Source organism: Spirosoma oryzicola (assembly GCF_021233055.1).
In the GTDB taxonomy this organism is placed as follows: Bacteria; Bacteroidota; Bacteroidia; order Cytophagales; family Spirosomataceae; genus Spirosoma; species Spirosoma oryzicola.
On record NZ_CP089540.1, the window covers coordinates 69617 to 88660 of the forward strand.

Genomic DNA, 19044 nt, shown 5'->3' on the forward strand with positions numbered 1-19044 from the left:
GTCAAAAACTAGTTCTTACCTTTTCTGCAGGTGATAGGTCATAAAGCTGTTAATTATTACTCAATGTATTGATAATAAGCTATTTGGTAAGTAAAAATAGTTTAAATTTTTGCTTATGCAAGTTACGAAGGTGCTAATGAGTATTCGGTACATAACTCGATGGTTAACAAAAAGAATCAATTACAACAGGGATAATGCGCATCAAATAGAGTCTATAGACTATAGGTAATTGTTATGAATGAAACTTGTTTTGTTATAATTCTTGGATAATTCCTGTACGAATTAATTTATTAACGCATACCTTTCGGACAAATAATATGAGCGTAGCAGCTCATAGCTATCAATTAAGCCAAACAAAGGTGACGCTAACGTTATATGCTGACTCTTTAGGGATGTTGGCATCAATACGAAACAGCCTGACCTTGAATGGTTCTACCTTCAAACAACTGTTAACTAAATCTCCGGCTTTGTAAGGAGGTAACACGTTTAAATTATGTTTGACATTTGCACAATCGGGCACATATCACTAGATAAGGTCGTTACAGCGCAATCCGTGACCCACATGCCGGGTGGTACTTCGTTTTATTTTTCTAAATCGCTCCTACAGTTTGACGTAAATTACTGCCTAGTCACAGCGGTGGCACCTCAGGAACAGCCTATTGTAGATAGTCTGCGCGCCGAAGGAATCGACGTTTACAGTTTACCAAGTGAGAATACAGTCTTTTTCGAGAATATTTACAGCGAAGATCAGAATTACCGCCAGCAACAAGTATTGCGTAAAGCGTCGCCATTTGACGTTGCTTTAATGCCAACAATTAGCGCTAAAGTATTCCATCTGGGCCCTTTACTGTATGATGACATTCCGGTGGCTCTGATTAAGGAATTAGCGCAGAGAGGGCAGGTTTCGCTGGATGTGCAGGGGTATCTAAGAGACGTTCGCGCTAAAAAAGTAATCTATCAGGATTGGGTCGATAAAAAGCAAATCCTGCCTTACGTGAGCATCCTAAAAGCCAATGAATTTGAAATGGAAGTGATCACGGGCAAAAAAAATGCACGCGATGGCGCAAACTACTTAGCTGATCTGGGTGTATCGGAGGTCATTATTACCTTGGGTAGCGAGGGATCACTTGTCTACACAGGAGGCACTTTTTATAAAATTCCAGCGTTCCGGCCAACGGCTGTTATCGATGCAACAGGTTGTGGAGATACCTACATGGCAGGCTATTTGTGGAAAAAGACCAAGGGCGCTTCGATCCAGGAAGCAGGTGAGTTTGGAGCCGCGATGGCTACGTTAAAAATCGGTTCTTCTGGACCTTTTACCGGCCATCCCGATCAAGTGACGCACGTAATGGAGCAGGCACTTTACGATCATGCCAGAATCGCAGTATCGTAAATAACAGTGAGGGGGCCGGTGACTGACGAAATAAGCCTAACCGGTTCCCAACCATCTAGGCCATTATCACTAGAAACGTATCGTCATCACTAATTGAAAGGCAAAAGAGCCGTGAGCCAGACAAGGAGTCTAATTATGATACAGTTCTTAACGATATATTATTTAACTAATAAGTTAAAGTTGATCTCCTCTTAGATTGTTTATGACCTTGCGAAGTACCTGCATTGCATTTTCAAATTCCTGCTCGGTTATTCCTGAATTGGCAGCTGTGTACATCTCATAAATCCAAGGCAAAATTTCCTGTTTGAGTTGCTTTCCCTGATCGGTAAGAAAAATCAGTTTGTTGCGTCGGTCATTCGTATCCTCCTGTCTGTAAACCAGCTCTCGTCGGGTGAGATTGTCGATCAGGTAGGTTAGACTGGCTTTATCTTTTAACGTCGCATTGGCAATCTCCTGCTGGTTAACACCGTCGTTTTCCCACAGATACCCCATCACCTGCAACATTTCATAGGTTAGATCGAACTTTTGCTGTTTGAGTTTTTGCTGGACAAACTGTCGAAACGCAATATTGACTTCAATCGCTATACGTGCGAACTCTTTTTGCGCTCCTGTAGACTCAGCGACATCGATCAAATTATCATTACACATTCTTACTTGTTGTTTAACGTACCGCCACAAAGATGCAAATGTTAGTTAAATACTTGACCATTCCCAATTATTTAACGCTTAATGTGTGGATTCTTAGTATAGGTAAAGGCGTTATCTAAAACGTTCTGTTCTGATCGTGTTGTTTTCAACCGCATGAATAACATTCACAAGAACCGTTTCATAAGGTAACAGTTTTTCTAATTGTTTAAATCTTGTCTGCTCGTTGATAATAGGGGAGGAGCTTATTAGATAAAATGCTCTGATACGAGTAGTGGGACAGTAGCCACAACCAACCAACAGTTATCGCTTAGTCAATTGTCTATCGGCCAGCAATGGCAGGATCACCGTAAATAGACTATTGTTGTCAGTAATAATTGGCTCAGGCTGATCGAGTAGGCGATACTTTGTTGATATGTTAGACAACCCAACCCGGTTGGATGCCATGCGTATACTTTTACGTTGAAGGTTGTTTTGTACCCGGAGCCAGCCCTCCGGATTGGTATCAATCGTAATGCACAACGGTTGAGTGGCTTGCACGCGGTTATGCTTGACGGCATTTTCGATCAGTAATTGCAACGTTAAAGGTGGGAGTAGCTGGGACCGGAAATCTCCCTTGATATCGACAGTAAGCTCAATTCCCCGTTGGTGACGCGTTTTGAGCAGATAATAATACGACTCAATAAATACCAGTTCGTTATCCAGCGTTGTCAGATTACCCTCGTTGATTTGTAACAGGTAACGGTAGACTTTGGCTAGTTCATCAACAAACTGTTCGGCTTGTTTAGGCTCATCACTGATCAGCGATGAAAGCGAGTTCAGACTGTTGAACAGAAAATGAGGATTGACCTGATTTTTGAGAACTTCTAGTTGATTTAGCAAGGATTCGCGCTTGTACACTTCAGTCTGTATACTATTCTCCCGCCACTTGGTAAGTGTATAGTACAGCTCGTACATGCACAGCGAAATAACATTGGAGCCAAGCCCTATCCAGAAGATAATGATTTTTGTTGAAGGGGTAGGTCTAAAATCGAAAAAGGGAATCAGTCCATACACGTAAAAAGCAATAACCTCGGTCGCGATGGTCATAACGATAAATACCGGAAATTCGAGCAACATACGCTTAGGCGTTTGCGACAAGTCCGGGTATTGATTCGTTATCCAACGAATAATTGCTGTTTGCGCAGCCAGCAGCAGACCAGATAAGCGATACTGGACGACAAAATTAAAATACGCCAATCGGAGAAGTAGCGTGGACCTAGCCAAACATAGTTGTCAAGCGGGACTGTCCACGAAACTAAACCAATGATGATCCAGATACTTTGCGCAGGGAGGTTAAGAAAAGGAAGTTTAAAGAGCCGACGAAAAAGGTTTGTCATAGAGTAGGCCACCAGCAGACGAAGACCAGGCTGAATAGTTGACAGATAATGCCAATATGCAGAATAATTTTGGGGGAATCAACGAAGTCGAGATTCTGTATAGACTTACTGACAAGGGTTTAGGCTACCTCTAGTTAATAGCCTAGCACCGATGGCCGCCGTAAACGTTACAGCGGCCATCGGTAGTGTTATCTCAGTTCGGTTGGTGGTGTTGTCGAGGGTGTGATGTATGGTGGCTTAAGGGGGGCAGGTCTGTAAATGGCTCCTGTCGCGAAGTCGACAATCGTGCCTGGCCAGAACAGAATAATATCCGCAATCAAAGCACCTACTCGCACTTCCCGCTGTGGTTCTCCATCACGGGGTTTAGTAACCTGATAGCTGGTTCGGGGTCCACCGAAGACAGTCGCGCAACTGGTTAAGGTTGCGACACTGCAAACCAACAAACATCCTTGAATCAAGAGCGATTTAATCGTTTTGTGGATCATAAGGGTATTAAATAAAGTTGGTTCAAATAACGTCTTTTTGGTGATCTGCTTAACCATAAACTAACAAATAAAACTCGGCAGTACTCATGTTTACTGCTCTTTTGGTTGCTTTTGCCAGTAACCGTGGTGGTTAGGTGTATGAATTCTTTATGAAGAGGAGTTTTTGGTTTGTATAGTCTAATTATAGCTATCAATTGTTGATAATTTAAACAAGCATGAACATAAATTAATAATGGCTGTATATTAGTAAATAAACTTGTCAGACTGACGGTTTATAGGCCGCTTTATCCTGAGTTCAGTTTGTTTCGACATCATGAGTACCGCTTTGTTCAGCATCGTTTTTCTGTTGACGATGCCGCTATGTTTGTTGTCTTGGCAAGACGCTGGTGGACAACCCATTAGCCAAGCTGGTGGCTGGCCACCTCTTCAAATTCTCGATGTTGAGAAAGGTTTGCCTCAATCATTCGTTTCAGGAGTCGTTTTGGACGATGATGGTTTTATTTGGGTAGGAACCCTAGATGGGTTGGCACGCTATGATGGTCGGCGCTTTGTTACGTTTCAGCATCAGGACGATGATCCGACTTCCCCCATCGATAATGCCGTCAGTGGTCTTTGGAAAGGAGCAAAAAATGAAATTTGGGTTCACTACGAAAATGGTGAGATCGACCGGCTGGATACCCGAATGGGCCGCTTCTGGCACCTGACCCGCCAACCTGCCTTCGCCATCATTAAAAAACTTCCCTTCACGGTTGGTTGCCAGCTGAAAGTTGACCACCAGGGAAATCTATGGGGTACTTTACTCAACAAAGGCATATTCCACTGCGACTTCAAGCGCAATAAAATTCAGCAGTTGGGCAGGACTATTCACGGACTGGCGTCGGATACGGTCAAAGCCATTGCAGAAGATCGGCAGCAACGTCTTTGGGTTATCACACAAAACGGCCTGAGCCAGTTCGACAGAGCAACAAATCGGTTTATCAATACAGCCTATCCGTTGCCACTGGTGCGTCCGGAAGGCTATACCGCTGCAGGCGCAGAGAAACTCGGCGTACTTGTACGAACTAGCGGTGAGCTGATGTTTAGTGACCGAAAAAAGCTATACTTTTTTGATCCCAATCGCCATACGTTTCGGATCGTTGATCTGTCCATTGAAGATAAAGAAGGAATACGCCACATAGCTCAAAGCCCGAAAGGAGGGGAGTGGATCGAATACGCCGGAACCGTTTACCGATATACCGATCAACAAGGGTTAACACCCGTCTGGCGTTACCAGCCTTCAAAAGATAACCTGTCTACGGGTTTATGGTGCACAGACATAAGTTTTGATCAGGCGGGAGTGCTGTGGATCGGCGGTAACACCCTGGGCTTGTTGAGGCTTGATCTGGCTGCGACACCCTTGCATACGTATTCATACAAAAAAGCGTTCTGTCAGGATGTGGTTCAGCAGGAGCTGGATGTGTCACTGATGGCTACTTACCGCTGGCCTTTTACGAATGAAACGGCTAATTCGCAAAGCTCGTATATCATGCGATCAAGCTATGACCCGTGGGGGCGACTGTGGATTGGTCTAGGCGACCAGATAGGGTGCTATCATACTCAGCAGAAAAAAATTACGCTTTTACCCACTGTACCCAGCAAAATAACGGCCTCGTTCAATAATGGTCTGCGCGGCTTATCGATTGCTCCTGATGGTAAAATATGGGTCGTTACGGAACAGGGTGAGCCGTACTGGTACGATAGTCTGACCAGTTGCTGGCAAGCATTGTTTCGTGGGCGTTTGACCGCATTGCCGCCTACCTTAACGAATGACCTGCTGGTTGATTCGACAAGTTTGTGGGTAACGACCATCGGCAAAGGACTGTTGCATTATACGCTCGATGCCCGGCGCTACCAGGCTTTTCGATTCGGTTCGCCCGATGACAAACAAGCCAATCCAACACTTCTCGATTTAGAGCAGGACCCGACCCGTAGTCATTTGCTGTGGATCGGTAGCTATCAAGGGCTAATTTGCTTCAACAAACGCACCCACCGCTACCAACGTTTTACGACCGCGCATGGATTGCCCAACAATACTATTTACTCGGTGGTGCCCGACAGGCAGGGGTACCTCTGGCTTAGCACCAACAAAGGACTGTGCCGTTTTCATCCCATCCGACATACAGTTCTGAGTCTACAAACAGCTGACGGATTACCGGGAAACGAGTTTAACCGATTTCATCACCTTAAACTGCCGAACGGTCAGCTGGCTTTTGGTGGTATAAAAGGGTGGTTGGTGTTCGATCCTGCGCTGATTAAAGAGGACACATTACAGCCCGTTGTGGCACTAACCGAGTTGTTCATCAACAACCAGTCTGTAGCACAGTATGGAACTGACTCTCCGCTGCCAACGCCGGTTAATAATGCGTCGGACCTTCAGCTTGCCTATAATCAAAATTATGTAACGTTTGAGTTCGCTGCTTTGCATTGTCATCAGCCCGACCGGGTGGTTTACCGCTACAAACTGCGGGGGTATGATGATCGATGGACTATTAGCAATCAGCCGAGAGCCAGCTATACAAAACTTCCACCCGGTCAGTACACCTTGGAGGTGAATGCCGGCAATGAAACAGGCCAGTGGAGTCGTCACGTAAAAGAATTGAGCATCGCCGTGTTGCCACCCTTCTGGGCTGGCGGATGGGCGTATAGTTTATACACACTACTGGCGGTTTCGGGACTGGTTGGGTTTGTCCGGTTTCGCACAAAGCGTGAACGCGAACGCAATGAACTGTTACTTCGCGAACAGCAGGCCAACGAACTGCGACAGCTTGATTTGGCCAAAACCCGCTTTTTTGCTAATGTGTCACATGAGCTTCGTACGCCACTGACGCTTATGTTGGGACCGCTGAAAAGCGTACTTCTAAGCAGAGAGCTAACGTCCAAGGATGAATACCTCGTGCAGACAGCCCAACGAAATGCGGAAAACCTGCTTGGTTTGGTGAATGAACTGCTTGATCTAACTAAACTAGAGGCTGGCAAAATGCAACTGAACAGTCAGGCTGTACGAGTAAAATCGCTGGTCAGTGGTCTGGTTGCCAGTTTCGATTCATTGGCGCGTCAGAAAGAAATCACGCTGACCAGCGAATTGGCTGTCCGTGATGAATTGATTGTCCAGTTGGACGAACGAAAATTGCGACAGGTGCTTACCAACTTGCTTGCAAACGCGCTCAAATTCACTCCTACCGATGGATTTGTAAAAGTGACCCTGAACTATGTCGAACCGCAATTGCATATAGCGGTGCTGGATACGGGTCGTGGTATTTCACCCGATGATTTACCGTATGTGTTTGACCGCTATTTTCAAACAAGGCAGTCGGATACACCTCTGGAAGGTGGGACAGGCATTGGTCTGGCGCTTTGTCAGGAGCTGGTACGACTTATGCAGGGTACGCTACGGGTCGAAAGCCAGCTTGGGCAAGGAAGTACGTTTAGGATAGAGCTACCCGCTCCTCTTAGCAGCATGCCGCAGCAGGAGTCCGACGCAGAAAGCCTTGTGTTGGAAGAAGTGGCAGGCGGCAATTCCACGAAACAACTCGCAGAAGAAGCAAAGGCTCATTGTGCGGATGTTGTATTGGTTGTGGAAGATAATCCAGACCTGCGCAATTACCTAGTGACCATCTTGTCACCGTTATTTACGGTACAAACGGCCGAAAATGGACAAGTAGCGTTGACACGGTTGGCCGAGCTGCCACTGCTACCGTCGCTCATTGTTTCTGACATCATGATGCCTGTCATGGATGGCTTTCAATTGCTGGAAACGCTTAAAGGAAATGATACGTACCGGCGAATTCCTGTAATAATGCTTACCGCCAGGGCCGAAATGGTTGATCGATTGCGGGCCTTACGAATTGGTGTTGATGATTACCTGCTGAAGCCGTTCGACGAGGAAGAATTAATGGCTCGAATTGCTTCGTTACTGCATAATCAACGCGAACGATCCGTTGCGTTGACAACGGAAGTTGTCGAGGTTTCGCAGAATGACGATCCATCCTTACCCACAACGGCTCTCTCGAGTGAAGACAGCTTGTGGCTCGAACGACTGGAAATGTTAACGATGGCTCGCTTGAGTAACTTTGATCTGACCGCCGACGAATTAGCGTCCGAACTGGCAGCCAGCCGTCGCACGTTTTATCGAACCGTGAAACGACTGACAGGAATGACTCCGGCCCAATATCTCTCCGAAGCGCGCTTTCGACAAGCTCGTTTTCTCCTGGAAACTCGCCAGGTATCGACCGTTAAGCAGGTAGCTTATCAGGTTGGCTTTCGGCAGGTGAGTCATTTTGCCCAAACGTACCAGCAACGTTTTGGTAAAGCACCGGCTGACTATTTGTAAGAGAATCCTATTCTTCTAGTAACGCTGAAATTAGTGTCAACAGAATCCTTTTTCTGCTGAGTATCGATGCTACTTCTTGCCGAATGTGAAGTATACACCTGCCCCAAGCAAAAAAGCCTTTCCTGTTTCGCCATCATCAAATACAATGTGATAACCCGCATCGACATTTATGCCAACAACGGGCGAGAGGGCATATTGCAACCCTACTTTGGGTGCTATCCCAAACTTGTTAGCGCTGTCAGACGCTTTAAATGTATTATATCCGTCGGAGATTTCGACCTTAGTAGCGGACCGGTACAACCCACCTTCCAGACCAGCGTAGGGTCGAAGAGCGGATTGGGAAAAAAAGTATTCAGCCTGTCCTGTCACCATAAGAAGATTTGCCGAGGCTTTAATTGATGAGATAGCGCCTGATTGAGGATCGAAAGGGATGATAGCTGAACTGTTTGAAGTAAAATACCGGCCATTCAATCCAATGGCGAAGTTAGGTTTAACAAAATAGCGTAGTGTAGCTCCACCCCCCCATTGACCATCGGAGAATGAAGCCCCTGATTCCGTTGATGCCAGATAGTTTCCTGTCAGGTTTGCCTGGAATTGTGCCTGTGCTTGGGGAGATAAGAGTAGTGCGCTTACAACAAGGAGCAAAGAGGCCGTTAGTTTTACGGTGTTTTTCATAAGGAGCATATTGCTTTGATTCGCGCTAAATTACAGTTGTTGTCAGGCTTTTTGTCTCCAAATGTACTCTTTCTCGAAAATTTGTTTCGGCTAATGTCTACACAGGTTGCGAACCTGTTGATTAACTTGTTGGCTATGTCTCATTAGTTACTTAGTTTCTTCTACATCGTTACGAGAAAGCGATGTAGAAGAAACTTGATTATGGCTGCTTCGCTGATCGAAGAACTTTTTGAAATAAGCTTATACTTGAGTCGGTGTCACTTTAACGACAATGGATTTGGAGATCGGCGTATGGCTTTTCTCAGCCATTTGATCGATAGGTACCAGGACGTTAGTTTCTGGAAAATAAGCTGCCGTGCAACCCCTCGGAATGTCGTAAGGCACTACTATAAATCGATGCGCGGTTCTGGTCTCTCCGTCATATCGACTGTGCAGATCAACCGCTTGTTTCTCCTGTAAGCCCAGACTGGCTATGTCGTCGGGATGCATGAACACTACCCGTCGTTCGTTATGAACGCCCCGGTAACGATCCGCGTTTTTGTAGACTGTCGTGTTAAACTGATCGTGGCTGCGAATGGTCATCAACAGCAATTCATCCGATTGCAGCTCATGGGGTGTTGGTGCGTTTACCGTAAAGTGCGCTTTACCATCGCTGGTATTTTTAAACACCCGGTCGCGGGGGTCATTCGGAAGGTAAAATCCGCCCGGCTGCCGCACCTTTTGGTTATAGTTGTCAAAACCTTTAATGGTTTGCGCAATCAGATCCCGGATTCGGTCGTAATCCGCTACAAGGCTATCCCAGTCTACGGTCGATTTTTCGCCTAGTGTGGCTTTTGCCAGTTCGCAAATGATGGCGACCTCGCTTTTCAGATAAGGAGAAACCGGGTCCAATATCCCGTGCGACTGGGCTACTACGCCGGTGGTGCTTTCGCAGCTTATAAATTGCGGCCCAGATGCTTGAATATCGTGGTCGGTACGGCCAAGGCAGGGCAGGATCAGCGCCGTTTCACCATGAATCAGGTGGCTACGGTTTAGTTTGGTCGATACGTGCACGGTTAGTCGGCACTTGCGCAGCCCTTCGGCCGTGAAATTGGTGTCCGACATGGCCATCGTGAAATTGCCGCCCAATCCAAAGAAAACCTTGCCTTTCCCCTCGTGCATGGCCTTTACCGAGGCCACCGCATCATAACCATTCTCGCGAGGGGGCTTGAACTGAAACACTCGTTCCAGTGCTTCCAGCAGTTCGGGTTTGGTTTTTTCCCAGACGCCCATCGTCCGGTCGCCCTGTACATTGCTATGGCCGCGTATAGGGCTGGCGCCACCTCCTTTGATACCGATACTGCCTTTTAAGAGCAGTAGATTAATGACTTCACTAATGGTAGCTACCCCATTCTTATGCTGGGTCAAACCCATTGCCCAGCAAATAATCAGCTTTGGCGTGTACTTGAACAAATCGACAGCCTGCTGAATCTGTTCTACCGTCAGACCACACTGGGCGGCCAGTTCGTTCAGATCGAAATGGTCCAGGCTTTTGACGAAAGATTCGTAACCGGATGTATACTGTTCAATAAAATGCAGGTCGAGTACTTTGCCCGGCTCACCCGCCATAGCCGCTTTTTTCTCTTCCGCTATCAACAGCTTGCACATCGCTTTCAGCAGTGCCAAATCCGAATTTATGCGGACTTGCAGAAAGACATCAGCTAGTTTTTCTCCGCCAAACAGCATGTCGCGCGGACTTTGCGGGTATTTGAAGGCCAGCAGACCGGCTTCGTGCAGGGGATTAACGGCAATGATTTTACCACCCTTGCGCTTCATTTCTTCCATTGGGGTCAGCATGCGGGGAGCTGTTGTTCCTGGGTTCTGCCCCATAATCATGACCACATCAGCCGTCTCGTAATCCTCGTAGGTAACCGTCGCTTTGCCTAATCCTAGGGTATCAGTCAAGGCAACCGTGGTCGATTCGTGGCACATGTTCGAACAGTCGGGCAGGTTGTTGGTGCCGAACATTTTGACGAAGAGCTGATACACAAAAGCGGCTTCGTTGCTGGCACGTCCCGAGGTGTAAAAGATGGCTTCGTCGGGTGATTCGAGCGCGTTCAGTTGATCGGCAATGAGGTCAAAAGCTTCTGACCAGTCGATGGGTACGTAATGAGTAGCACCGGGTCGCAGGACCAGCGGCTGAGTCAGACGACCTTGCTGACCTAACCACAAATCGCTTTTTTCGATCAACTCAGCGACCGAGTAGCGCTGAAACAGGACGGGGGAAGCAGTGTGCTTGGTCATGACCTCATCAGCCACTGCTTTGGCACCGCTTTCGCAATATTCAGCAATGGGCGAGCGCTTGCCGTCTGGATCGGGCCAGGCGCAGGAAGGGCAGTCGAAACCGTCTTTCTGATTCAGGTTAGCCAGGGCCTTCCAACCCCGGCTAACATTCGTACCGCGCAAGACGTGTTCAAACGAAGCAACAATGGCCGACATGCCAGCCGCTTCTGTTTCGGGTTTATCCAGTTCAAGGTCACCCGTAAATTCTTCGGGAGGAGTATTCTGATCCATACTTTGTTTAGGTAATGTCGATTGGTAACGCGTATGAGTGATCAGACGCCAGCCTATCCGAGTGAAAAGCCACTGAACTCAGGCATGATAAACACACACAGGTAGCATCGAAGCTGTCTGTAAATACCAGTGCCTGAGTTCAGGTTTATACGTTAATAAAACAAGAACAGATTCTTGGATTCATCTGCTCAACAGGTGGGCTACCAAACGCTACCGTAGTTAACTTACTGTGAGATACGAATTAGTAAGTCCACAAACTATAGTTGCTTCACTTCCTTGGGGTCTTCTGCCTTGCCGTACATATTCCGGCGGAACGTTGCCGATGCTTTGTAGGTTGCATTCCGTGCTCGCTGAATGACGCCCAGTGGACGGTGAGCTGCTAAACCATGCCAGGGACTGAAGTACATCTTATCTTCTACCAAAGCCACCTTTTCGTCTGTCCATGCTTGCTGGGGAGCAATCGTTAGCTTTCCGACGGTGAGGTAAGGGCTTTCCTGCTCAGGCCATTCTACCGAAGCATCTTCTACCGGCATTTTTTCAATATCAGTTGACAGCTGCACACCAAATTCCCATTCTCCGCCGTTGGTAGCGAAAAAATCCTGTAATAAATGGCGTAGCGCGTCGTCATCACTGTCGATATCAATCGGCTGGTCTTTGAGAGAAGTCAGGTTGGATGTTACTGGCGTCAGAGAAAACTTAGCCATGTAATCGCCGTACAGGTACGCCCCCTGCGAATAATAGGTATCGCCCATTGGGTGCGTAGCCAATTGACCACCCATTCCTGGCATCACGCCCGCATCAGAACCGCTAACCTTTTCCACGACTTCGCCAATAGCACGCAGGGTTTTGGAGATTCCTTCTTTGAGGCCCTCGGCCTTGTTTGTCAACAGATCGAATCGTTTCAGACCACCCAGAAAATCTTTAAGCTTTTGCGGAAAAATGGGACTATTTACCAGAATAAAATCCTGCGTAGTTGATTCATCCGCACCGGGTAGATGCTCGCCTTCCACACCACCAATTTTAAAGGAAATGCCACGGGGTGTTGATACGCTATCAGGTAGTACATCACCCGGTTGAGTAGAAATACGCGCCGTAATCGGATAGGTGCCGGGTTTTGCAAACAAGCCCTGTGCCAAAAAAGGAGGCAGGTTATCGAATACCTGAAATTCACCCGTCAAGATAGCATGACCTTTCGCGTGTACACTCCGTATGGCGTGCCCCTGTGACTGATACGTTTTTCGTTGGATATGGGCCATCGTATCGATAATCTCCTGAATGGTTTGGGCTTCGTCTGGCTCAGGCTGCTCGTAGGAAGGATCGTAAGGCAGTGGGTTGAAGTCTGCGGGCGCTTGTTTCATGAATAATGGTTTTGTCATATGATAACTTCATAAACCAATTAATGTTTTTGATTTCACTACATAGCATATAGGAGAAAATGGTATGGTATTTAAAGGTGCTTTCTTTTATGTAAGTATCTGATTGCTAAATCATAGCAGGGAATCAGCCGATTGCTCGCGCTCTAGCCTATAATGCGTTAGTTATAAGGTTCATTAGCGTATGATTCTAGGAAACGATGTTTACTTTTTCGCCAAAAGCCGTGTTGATTTTTTAGGATAATCGCTATCTATCGCTATCAAATTTAGCTGTACATTTTTCAGACGGAATTTCCTGAATTAAGGGACGAAACACAACATTCAAACGTGCACTTGGACCAGGGTGTTTGGTAGCAGATCCAATTTGCAACCCATTTGAGTTGACAATGACTAAGTACGCCTATAGCCGATTATAGCGCTTACATTAAGGCACTGCTTAGGTAGCTCGTTTTGATGAAGAACAATTGACTAGCAAATGTTTAGACACATAGTGTTCGTTTTAAACAACTGTGACGACTTCTCATCGGTACCGCAGATTTAGTAAAACTACTCATCTGCATTCTGGTTGAGCATGCAGGACAATCGATGTGTAGTCGACAATCGGAATAATGCAAGGTGGAAGCGTCTTCAAATCGTTTCTATAGCATTTTGCTCATACTTGCAGTAAGACATTCCCTTCTGTAACGCGCAGCTTGATCAAACAAGCGGTCCCTTGCTACGGTTTGTCTATTCGTTTCAGAATCTAATGAACAAACTGTGTATACAATAGACAGGACAAGGCTCTGGGACTATCAATTTAAATTAAGCAAAGAAATGGCATCTGGTATTTTTGCAGTTCTGGACGATATAGCGGCCCTGATGGATGATGTGGCTTTAGCGACAAAAGTAGCCACCCGAAAAACAGCCGGTATACTAGGCGACGACCTAGCCGTAAACGCAGAAAAAGCTACGGGTTTCCTGGCCGAAAGAGAGTTACCGATACTATGGTCAATTACGAAAGGATCGTTGATCAACAAACTTATTATCGTTCCCGTTGCGCTATTACTGAATGTGTTCTTTCCCGTTGCAATCACATTTATACTGGTGTTGGGAGGGTGTTATCTGGCTTACGAGGGGGGCCATAAAATAATAGATTACTTTTTCAAGACGGCAAAGACAGATACGCCAGCAGAAGCACCAGCAAATGAGCAGGCTGATCGAGCCGTTGATCACGAAAAAGCGAAGATAAAATCCGCCATCATGACCGACTTTATTCTGTCAGTAGAAATCGTCATCATTTCACTGGGTTCAGTTACCGATCAACAGACAATGATTCAGGTAGTAACGGTGTCAGCGGTTGCCGTGATAGCGACGGTCGGCGTATATGGTCTGGTAGCGCTCATCGTGCGAATGGATGATGCAGGGTACCGTTTGATTAAATGGTCAGACAATAAAGGGTTTTTCTCGATACTAGGCAATGGTCTTGTAAAGGCGCTGCCGGTTATCATCAGAATTTTAAGCGTAGTAGGAACGTTGGCTCTCTTGCTGGTTGCGGGCGGGATATTTGTGCATAACCTAGACTTCTTGCATCATCTGTACCCTGATCTTCCAGCAATAGTGCGAGAATTTGGCGTGGGGCTGGTTGTCGGATTGGTAATCGCGGGTAGTTTCGCCCTGTTTAAAATAATTCGGGGCTCAACTAAAAAAATGGCATTGTAACATGGTCCTTTCCAGCGCATTACAGAAGTTACTATATCATGGACTATTCAGGTAAATTGGTTACTACCAAGCAGACTAATTCCCACTCAGGACATCGTCATTACGAATTCCGCGTTTGCTTTTTTTAATCGTTTCCTTGAGCGTCCCGAATTTGTAGTTCAAACTAGCAGTAAACGACCGGTAGTAGTCCCACCGAAAATTCGTTTGCCCAAAATCAGGTCCGAACGTGTTTGAAAGGTATTTTCTGTAGGTGCGGAATGGGTTGCTGACCGAACCTGCCAGCACTAACTTGTCTTTGATCAGATCTTTATTGATGCTGAGCGAAGTAGTGAGCAGACTATTTGTGTTACCCTGTAAGTTAATACTTGGGCCATTAAGCTGCACATTGGCTGTCAGCCGCCAGTCTTTGGGTAGTCTGTAATTGGTGGACACAGCAACGTTGTACATTAATCCACTATTTTTAATTAATACGCTATTGACCAGTCCCTGTACCATCCCATATGCAGCCCGGCTATTTGCACTTAAGTTCCACTGTTTGGTGATCGGATAACTGAGGTTTACGTATAAGCTTGGGAGCTTCGCCGTACCTGTGTTTCCGTAGGAGGTCCGCGTAATGTTTGTCGCTGAATCGTATACCGATACCGGAAAAACAAGATTCCGAAAAAACGTAAATCCCAAGCCTATGTTAAGTTGAGCTTTTGCTGGCCTGCTATACGTTACCTGAAGGTCGTTGACAAGGGCGGGTCGAAGTTCAGGATTGCCGCTTCGCTCGAAATTTGGATTCGAACGATCCACAAACGGATTTAACTGATTAATTCCCGGTCGTTGAATGCGCTGTGTATAGCTCAGGGTAAAGCCAGCGCTGTTCTCTAGTTTCCGATTTACAGATACGGAGGGGATCAGGTTAAAATACGTCCGTTGTAATTTGGCATCGACCGAAATAAAATCAGCATCAATAACGGTTTCTTCTATACGTAAGCCTGCTTTTACGCCCCAGCTTTTCAACGAATACTGATACATCGCGTAAGCCCCGAACACATTCTGCGTATTCTTAAAACGATTGCTGATAGCTGGTTGAATCACATACTGGCGCGTTACAGAATCTGCTACAGCGTACTGAAAATTGCTTTGATTATCCCGTAAAATTCCTTTTATACCCGCTTCGATCTGGTGTTTTTTGATCGGGTGTACATAGTCTATCTGAAACGTTTGTTCCGCGAAAGACTGGTCATTTACTTGCTGATAGTCAGGCAGGATATAATTCATTTGTTCCGTAATGCTCAAATTACTATGCTGGCCATCCCGATAGGATAGATAGCGGTACGAAAGGGTCAACAAACGGTTTTTATCCGCCCGAAAGCTGCGTTGATAATTCAATGAGGCATCTACACCCTGTCCATCTCCCGTACGGTTATTTTCCAGCGTGTAGCCTTGTTGATAAACACCTGACGTTGTTAGTAAACTGGTCTGTAATGAATTGCCTGTCAATTGATTGCTATTCAGATTGAACTGAGCAGCAAGTAGATTCTGCGCATCGATTTCATAGCTCATTTCGTAGCCCAGGTAGGCTGTTCGACTTTTCGAGCCTGTAGTGCCTTCCTGTAAAAGATTAGTCGGTTGCTCGCCGGTAGTAATTCGTTGGACACCCCCTCGAACGGGAAGATTATTGTAAAGACTAGCCCCGCCAAAGGCTGAGACGCCGAATTTCCCCAACTTAGCCGAAACGGATCCACCCAAACCTGGCCCGCCCACCGGAAAACGTTCGCTGAGGTTGATGGAACCGTTGTAACCATTGTCCAGCTTTTTCGTGGTAATGATATCGATAATCCCTGCTAATCCCTCTGCGTCGTACTTGGCTGGTGGCGAGGTGATTACGTCAATGCGCTCAATGGATGAAGCAGGCATAATCCTGAGAATGTCTTTGTAGTTGCGCTCCATCATGCTCGACGGTTTTCCGTTGATAAAAATCTTAAAATCACTATTCCCTTTCATGAGGATATTGTTGTCGCCATCCAGCGAAAGAAGCGGTACTTTTCGCATCATCTCTAAGACGTTGACAACCTTGCTTTCAGGATCAGCCTGAAGGTCGTAGCTAATCCGGTCTATTTCCTGCTTGACAATTTGCTTGGCAGCCGTTACGATGACTTCCTGCAAACCCACGATGTCTGGACTAAGCAGCACGGTGCCCAGCTCCACCTTTTTTTGTAGCGAGTCTCTCAACTCGATTGAAATTCGTTTAGTCCTGTAGCGTACTCCTACCATCACCAGCCAGTAGCTATCCGCTTCTAAACCCATAAACGAAAAAAAGCCGTTTGCTTTGGAATAATCAACTTTCAGAGCAGTGTCTGGCCCTTTCATTAAATTAACCGTGATGAAGGTCAATGGCTTACGCGTGGCTGAATCGGCAATCGTCCCTTGAATCGAGTAACTTACTGGTTGTTTCTGAGCAATACCGATGTGCACACACAGCAGCAGTATAGCCACCAAAAGTATGGGTATGATTTTCATGAATTTAAAGGTTGATCGGTTGAAAAAGGCAAGGCAAGGCCAATAAGAGATTTAGGCTCTTTTCGAAAAATCACAGCAGTAGAATTGGATTGGTTACCGGTATCAACCGGTAAGAATTTGGAAGAGAAAGGATTGTCTGGCTGTATCAGTGATTAAAGACAGTAGACAATCCAACCGGGTATCATTTTTTCTTGCTCAATCGATGCTCGATAACGAAGTTGGCTATCAAGCTAAGACCCCCAAATAAAAACACCATAGATAGGAAAGAGGTGACTTTGCTAATTCCATAATAATCGTGTAGCACATCCCCGACGATCATGCCAATGGCAATCCCGACAAACAGCATCCCAAATTTAAGGGTAGGAGAAATCGAGTTGTTGCCTGAAAATATGGACGCATCGACCCCCCGTTCGATCATAGCCATCCGTTCCCGGGAGCGGGTCATCAGAAAGACATACACAATTCCGAAGATACCGGAAAATGCGCCCAAGGATATAAGAATATGTTTTATATCGCTACCATCCATACAGCTATTCGTTTACTGATTTTATTAATTGTTTTTCGCCCATAGGACACGCAAAATGAGAAACGGGTTACAGAATTCGACAACTATTTAATGATAAAAATTATTGAGTCAATCTGTAACCTCTTGTCAAAAACGCAGGTCTAATCTGCCAAAGCGCGCGAATGGATTTCAACCTAACCAGCAAGCTCGTGAAGCAACCGGAAGATCAGGTCTATATCGATAAAATCATACATGGAGACTCTGCTTCCTACGCATTCCTTGTTGACCGCTACAAGCACATGGTCTATACGATTGCGCTTCGAATTATGCGAAATGCTGAGGATGCTGAAGACGCGGCTCAGGAAAGTTTCGTAAAAGCGTATCAGCAGATTCACCGGTTTGAGGGCAAATCAAAGTTTTCCACCTGGCTTTACACCATTGCTTACCGGGTAGCTGTCACTAAATTAGAGCAGCAACGGGTCACAACGCTTCCGATCAATCAGGAAATCGCCGAAACCTACGCGTTTCAGCATCAGACTCCCCAACTGGAACACCTACAGGAGTCGGAGCAGCGAAAGTATATCAACGATGCGATTGGACGATTACCGGCAACAGAAGGGTTGTTGATCACGTTGTATTACCTGGATGAAAAGTCAATCAGGGAGATCGAGGAGATCACCGGCCTGTCGGAATCCAACATCAAAGTGAAATTATTCCGGTCCCGAAAAGTGTTGGAAGAACAGCTGCGTTTTTTATTATAAGTGAGCAAGTCGATTTGGACTGCCCGTTGTGCTATGGAAGACGAAAAAGAAGATCGTTTTAGAAGGTTGATTCAAAAAGCTGGCCATGAAAAAATTGGCACTGACTTTACCCGTGCGATTATGAAGCGGCTACAAGCTGAATCGGAACGGGATTCGGCAACAGAAGCAGCCCTGATCCAGCTTTTCGGATCACATACTTTAGTCGAAAAGCCATCGGTTGATTTCAGTCGTCGGGTAATGAACCAGATCACCGTCTCGCAACCAAAACCATTGGAGCCCATCATTCGCCCGAGCGTATGGTATAGCATTGCGGCATCGGTACTGCTTATTGTTTTTTTCTGCATACTCCTGCTCCCATCCAATTCAACTGAGCATCAATCGTCTGGACTTGATCGCTTTCTTTCTGGCTTCGAGGGCACCCTCGACGCCCTTCCTGTCAGTTACCCACTGACTATTGTGGCCCTAAGTGTACTGATGGTATCGGATTATTTTTTAAGACGAAAGCTAACAATCAATTACTAGTTAGTAGACCGCCAAGTATCACGCTTCCCGTCGGCTTCGCTTTCCGTGACTAACCCACATAAACAACCAAGATCGCAGAAAGCTGGAGTGGTTGAGATCCAGGAAAATGCATGGCTTGGAGCTAGATCTACAGTACCCCTGCCATGCTAAGTCAAGCCAACTTAGCCCTGCTAATACC

13 protein-coding genes are annotated in these 19044 nt (G+C 46.2%); 5 read left to right on the forward strand and 8 right to left on the reverse strand.

Annotation, left to right across the window (positions count from 1 at the left end; all coding sequences use genetic code 11):
• Window positions 1-493: 493 nt before the first annotated feature.
• Window positions 494-1393, forward strand: coding sequence for a PfkB family carbohydrate kinase (locus tag LQ777_RS25640; protein WP_232563292.1), 900 nt, complete (start codon window positions 494-496; stop codon window positions 1391-1393).
• 174 nt (window positions 1394-1567) lie between these two features.
• Here the strand turns inward: LQ777_RS25640 and LQ777_RS25645 are convergent, their stop codons facing one another.
• The 3 genes from LQ777_RS25645 to LQ777_RS25655 form a co-directional block, all read right to left on the reverse strand.
• Complete coding sequence (locus LQ777_RS25645) at window positions 1568-2041, reverse strand: MarR family winged helix-turn-helix transcriptional regulator (protein ID WP_232563293.1); 474 nt, start codon at window positions 2039-2041, stop codon at window positions 1568-1570.
• Window positions 2042-2341: 300 nt separating this feature from the next.
• On the reverse strand, window positions 2342-3277 hold the full coding sequence (locus LQ777_RS25650) for a histidine kinase (protein ID WP_232563294.1): 936 nt from the start codon (window positions 3275-3277) through the stop codon (window positions 2342-2344).
• Between the two features lie 328 nt (window positions 3278-3605).
• The gene (locus LQ777_RS25655) at window positions 3606-3902 is read right to left on the reverse strand and encodes a hypothetical protein (RefSeq protein ID WP_232563295.1); all 297 of its coding nucleotides are present in this window, start codon (window positions 3900-3902) and stop codon (window positions 3606-3608) included.
• A gap of 313 nt (window positions 3903-4215) precedes the next feature.
• Here LQ777_RS25655 and LQ777_RS25660 point away from each other — a divergent pair, with 313 nt between their 5' ends.
• Complete coding sequence (locus tag LQ777_RS25660) at window positions 4216-8271, forward strand: ATP-binding protein (RefSeq protein ID WP_232563296.1); 4056 nt, start codon at window positions 4216-4218, stop codon at window positions 8269-8271.
• A gap of 69 nt (window positions 8272-8340) precedes the next feature.
• Here the strand turns inward: LQ777_RS25660 and LQ777_RS25665 are convergent, their stop codons facing one another.
• The 3 genes from LQ777_RS25665 to LQ777_RS25675 form a co-directional block, all read right to left on the reverse strand.
• Complete coding sequence (locus LQ777_RS25665) at window positions 8341-8946, reverse strand: outer membrane beta-barrel protein (protein WP_232563297.1); 606 nt, start codon at window positions 8944-8946, stop codon at window positions 8341-8343.
• A gap of 240 nt (window positions 8947-9186) precedes the next feature.
• Window positions 9187-11499 (reverse strand): FdhF/YdeP family oxidoreductase, encoded by a 2313-nt coding sequence (locus tag LQ777_RS25670; protein WP_232563298.1) that lies wholly within the window; start codon window positions 11497-11499, stop codon window positions 9187-9189.
• Between the two features lie 257 nt (window positions 11500-11756).
• Window positions 11757-12857, reverse strand: coding sequence for a catalase family protein (locus tag LQ777_RS25675; protein WP_232563299.1), 1101 nt, complete (start codon window positions 12855-12857; stop codon window positions 11757-11759).
• 828 nt (window positions 12858-13685) lie between these two features.
• Between LQ777_RS25675 and LQ777_RS25680 the strand changes: the two genes are divergently transcribed.
• A complete protein-coding gene (locus tag LQ777_RS25680) occupies window positions 13686-14570 on the forward strand; it encodes a DUF808 domain-containing protein (RefSeq protein ID WP_232563300.1) in 885 nt (294 codons plus the stop codon).
• A 75-nt stretch (window positions 14571-14645) separates the two neighbouring features.
• Here LQ777_RS25680 and LQ777_RS25685 read toward each other — a convergent pair whose 3' ends face one another.
• Entirely contained in the window at window positions 14646-17078 is a 2433-nt protein-coding gene (locus LQ777_RS25685; protein ID WP_232563301.1) for a TonB-dependent receptor, read from the reverse strand.
• Between the two features lie 181 nt (window positions 17079-17259).
• Window positions 17260-17568, reverse strand: a complete 309-nt coding sequence (locus LQ777_RS25690) for a DUF6249 domain-containing protein (RefSeq protein ID WP_232563302.1) — start codon at window positions 17566-17568, stop codon at window positions 17260-17262.
• A gap of 197 nt (window positions 17569-17765) precedes the next feature.
• On the opposite strand from LQ777_RS25690, the gene LQ777_RS25695 reads away from it, so the two are divergent.
• Both LQ777_RS25695 and LQ777_RS25700 read left to right on the forward strand, forming a co-directional pair.
• A complete protein-coding gene (locus tag LQ777_RS25695; protein ID WP_232563303.1) occupies window positions 17766-18344 on the forward strand; it encodes an RNA polymerase sigma factor in 579 nt (192 codons plus the stop codon).
• A 33-nt stretch (window positions 18345-18377) separates the two neighbouring features.
• Window positions 18378-18866 carry a hypothetical protein gene (locus LQ777_RS25700; protein ID WP_232563304.1) on the forward strand — a complete coding sequence of 163 codons (489 nt, stop codon included), beginning with the start codon at window positions 18378-18380 and terminating at the stop codon, window positions 18864-18866.
• The last annotated feature ends 178 nt before the right edge of the window (window positions 18867-19044 follow it).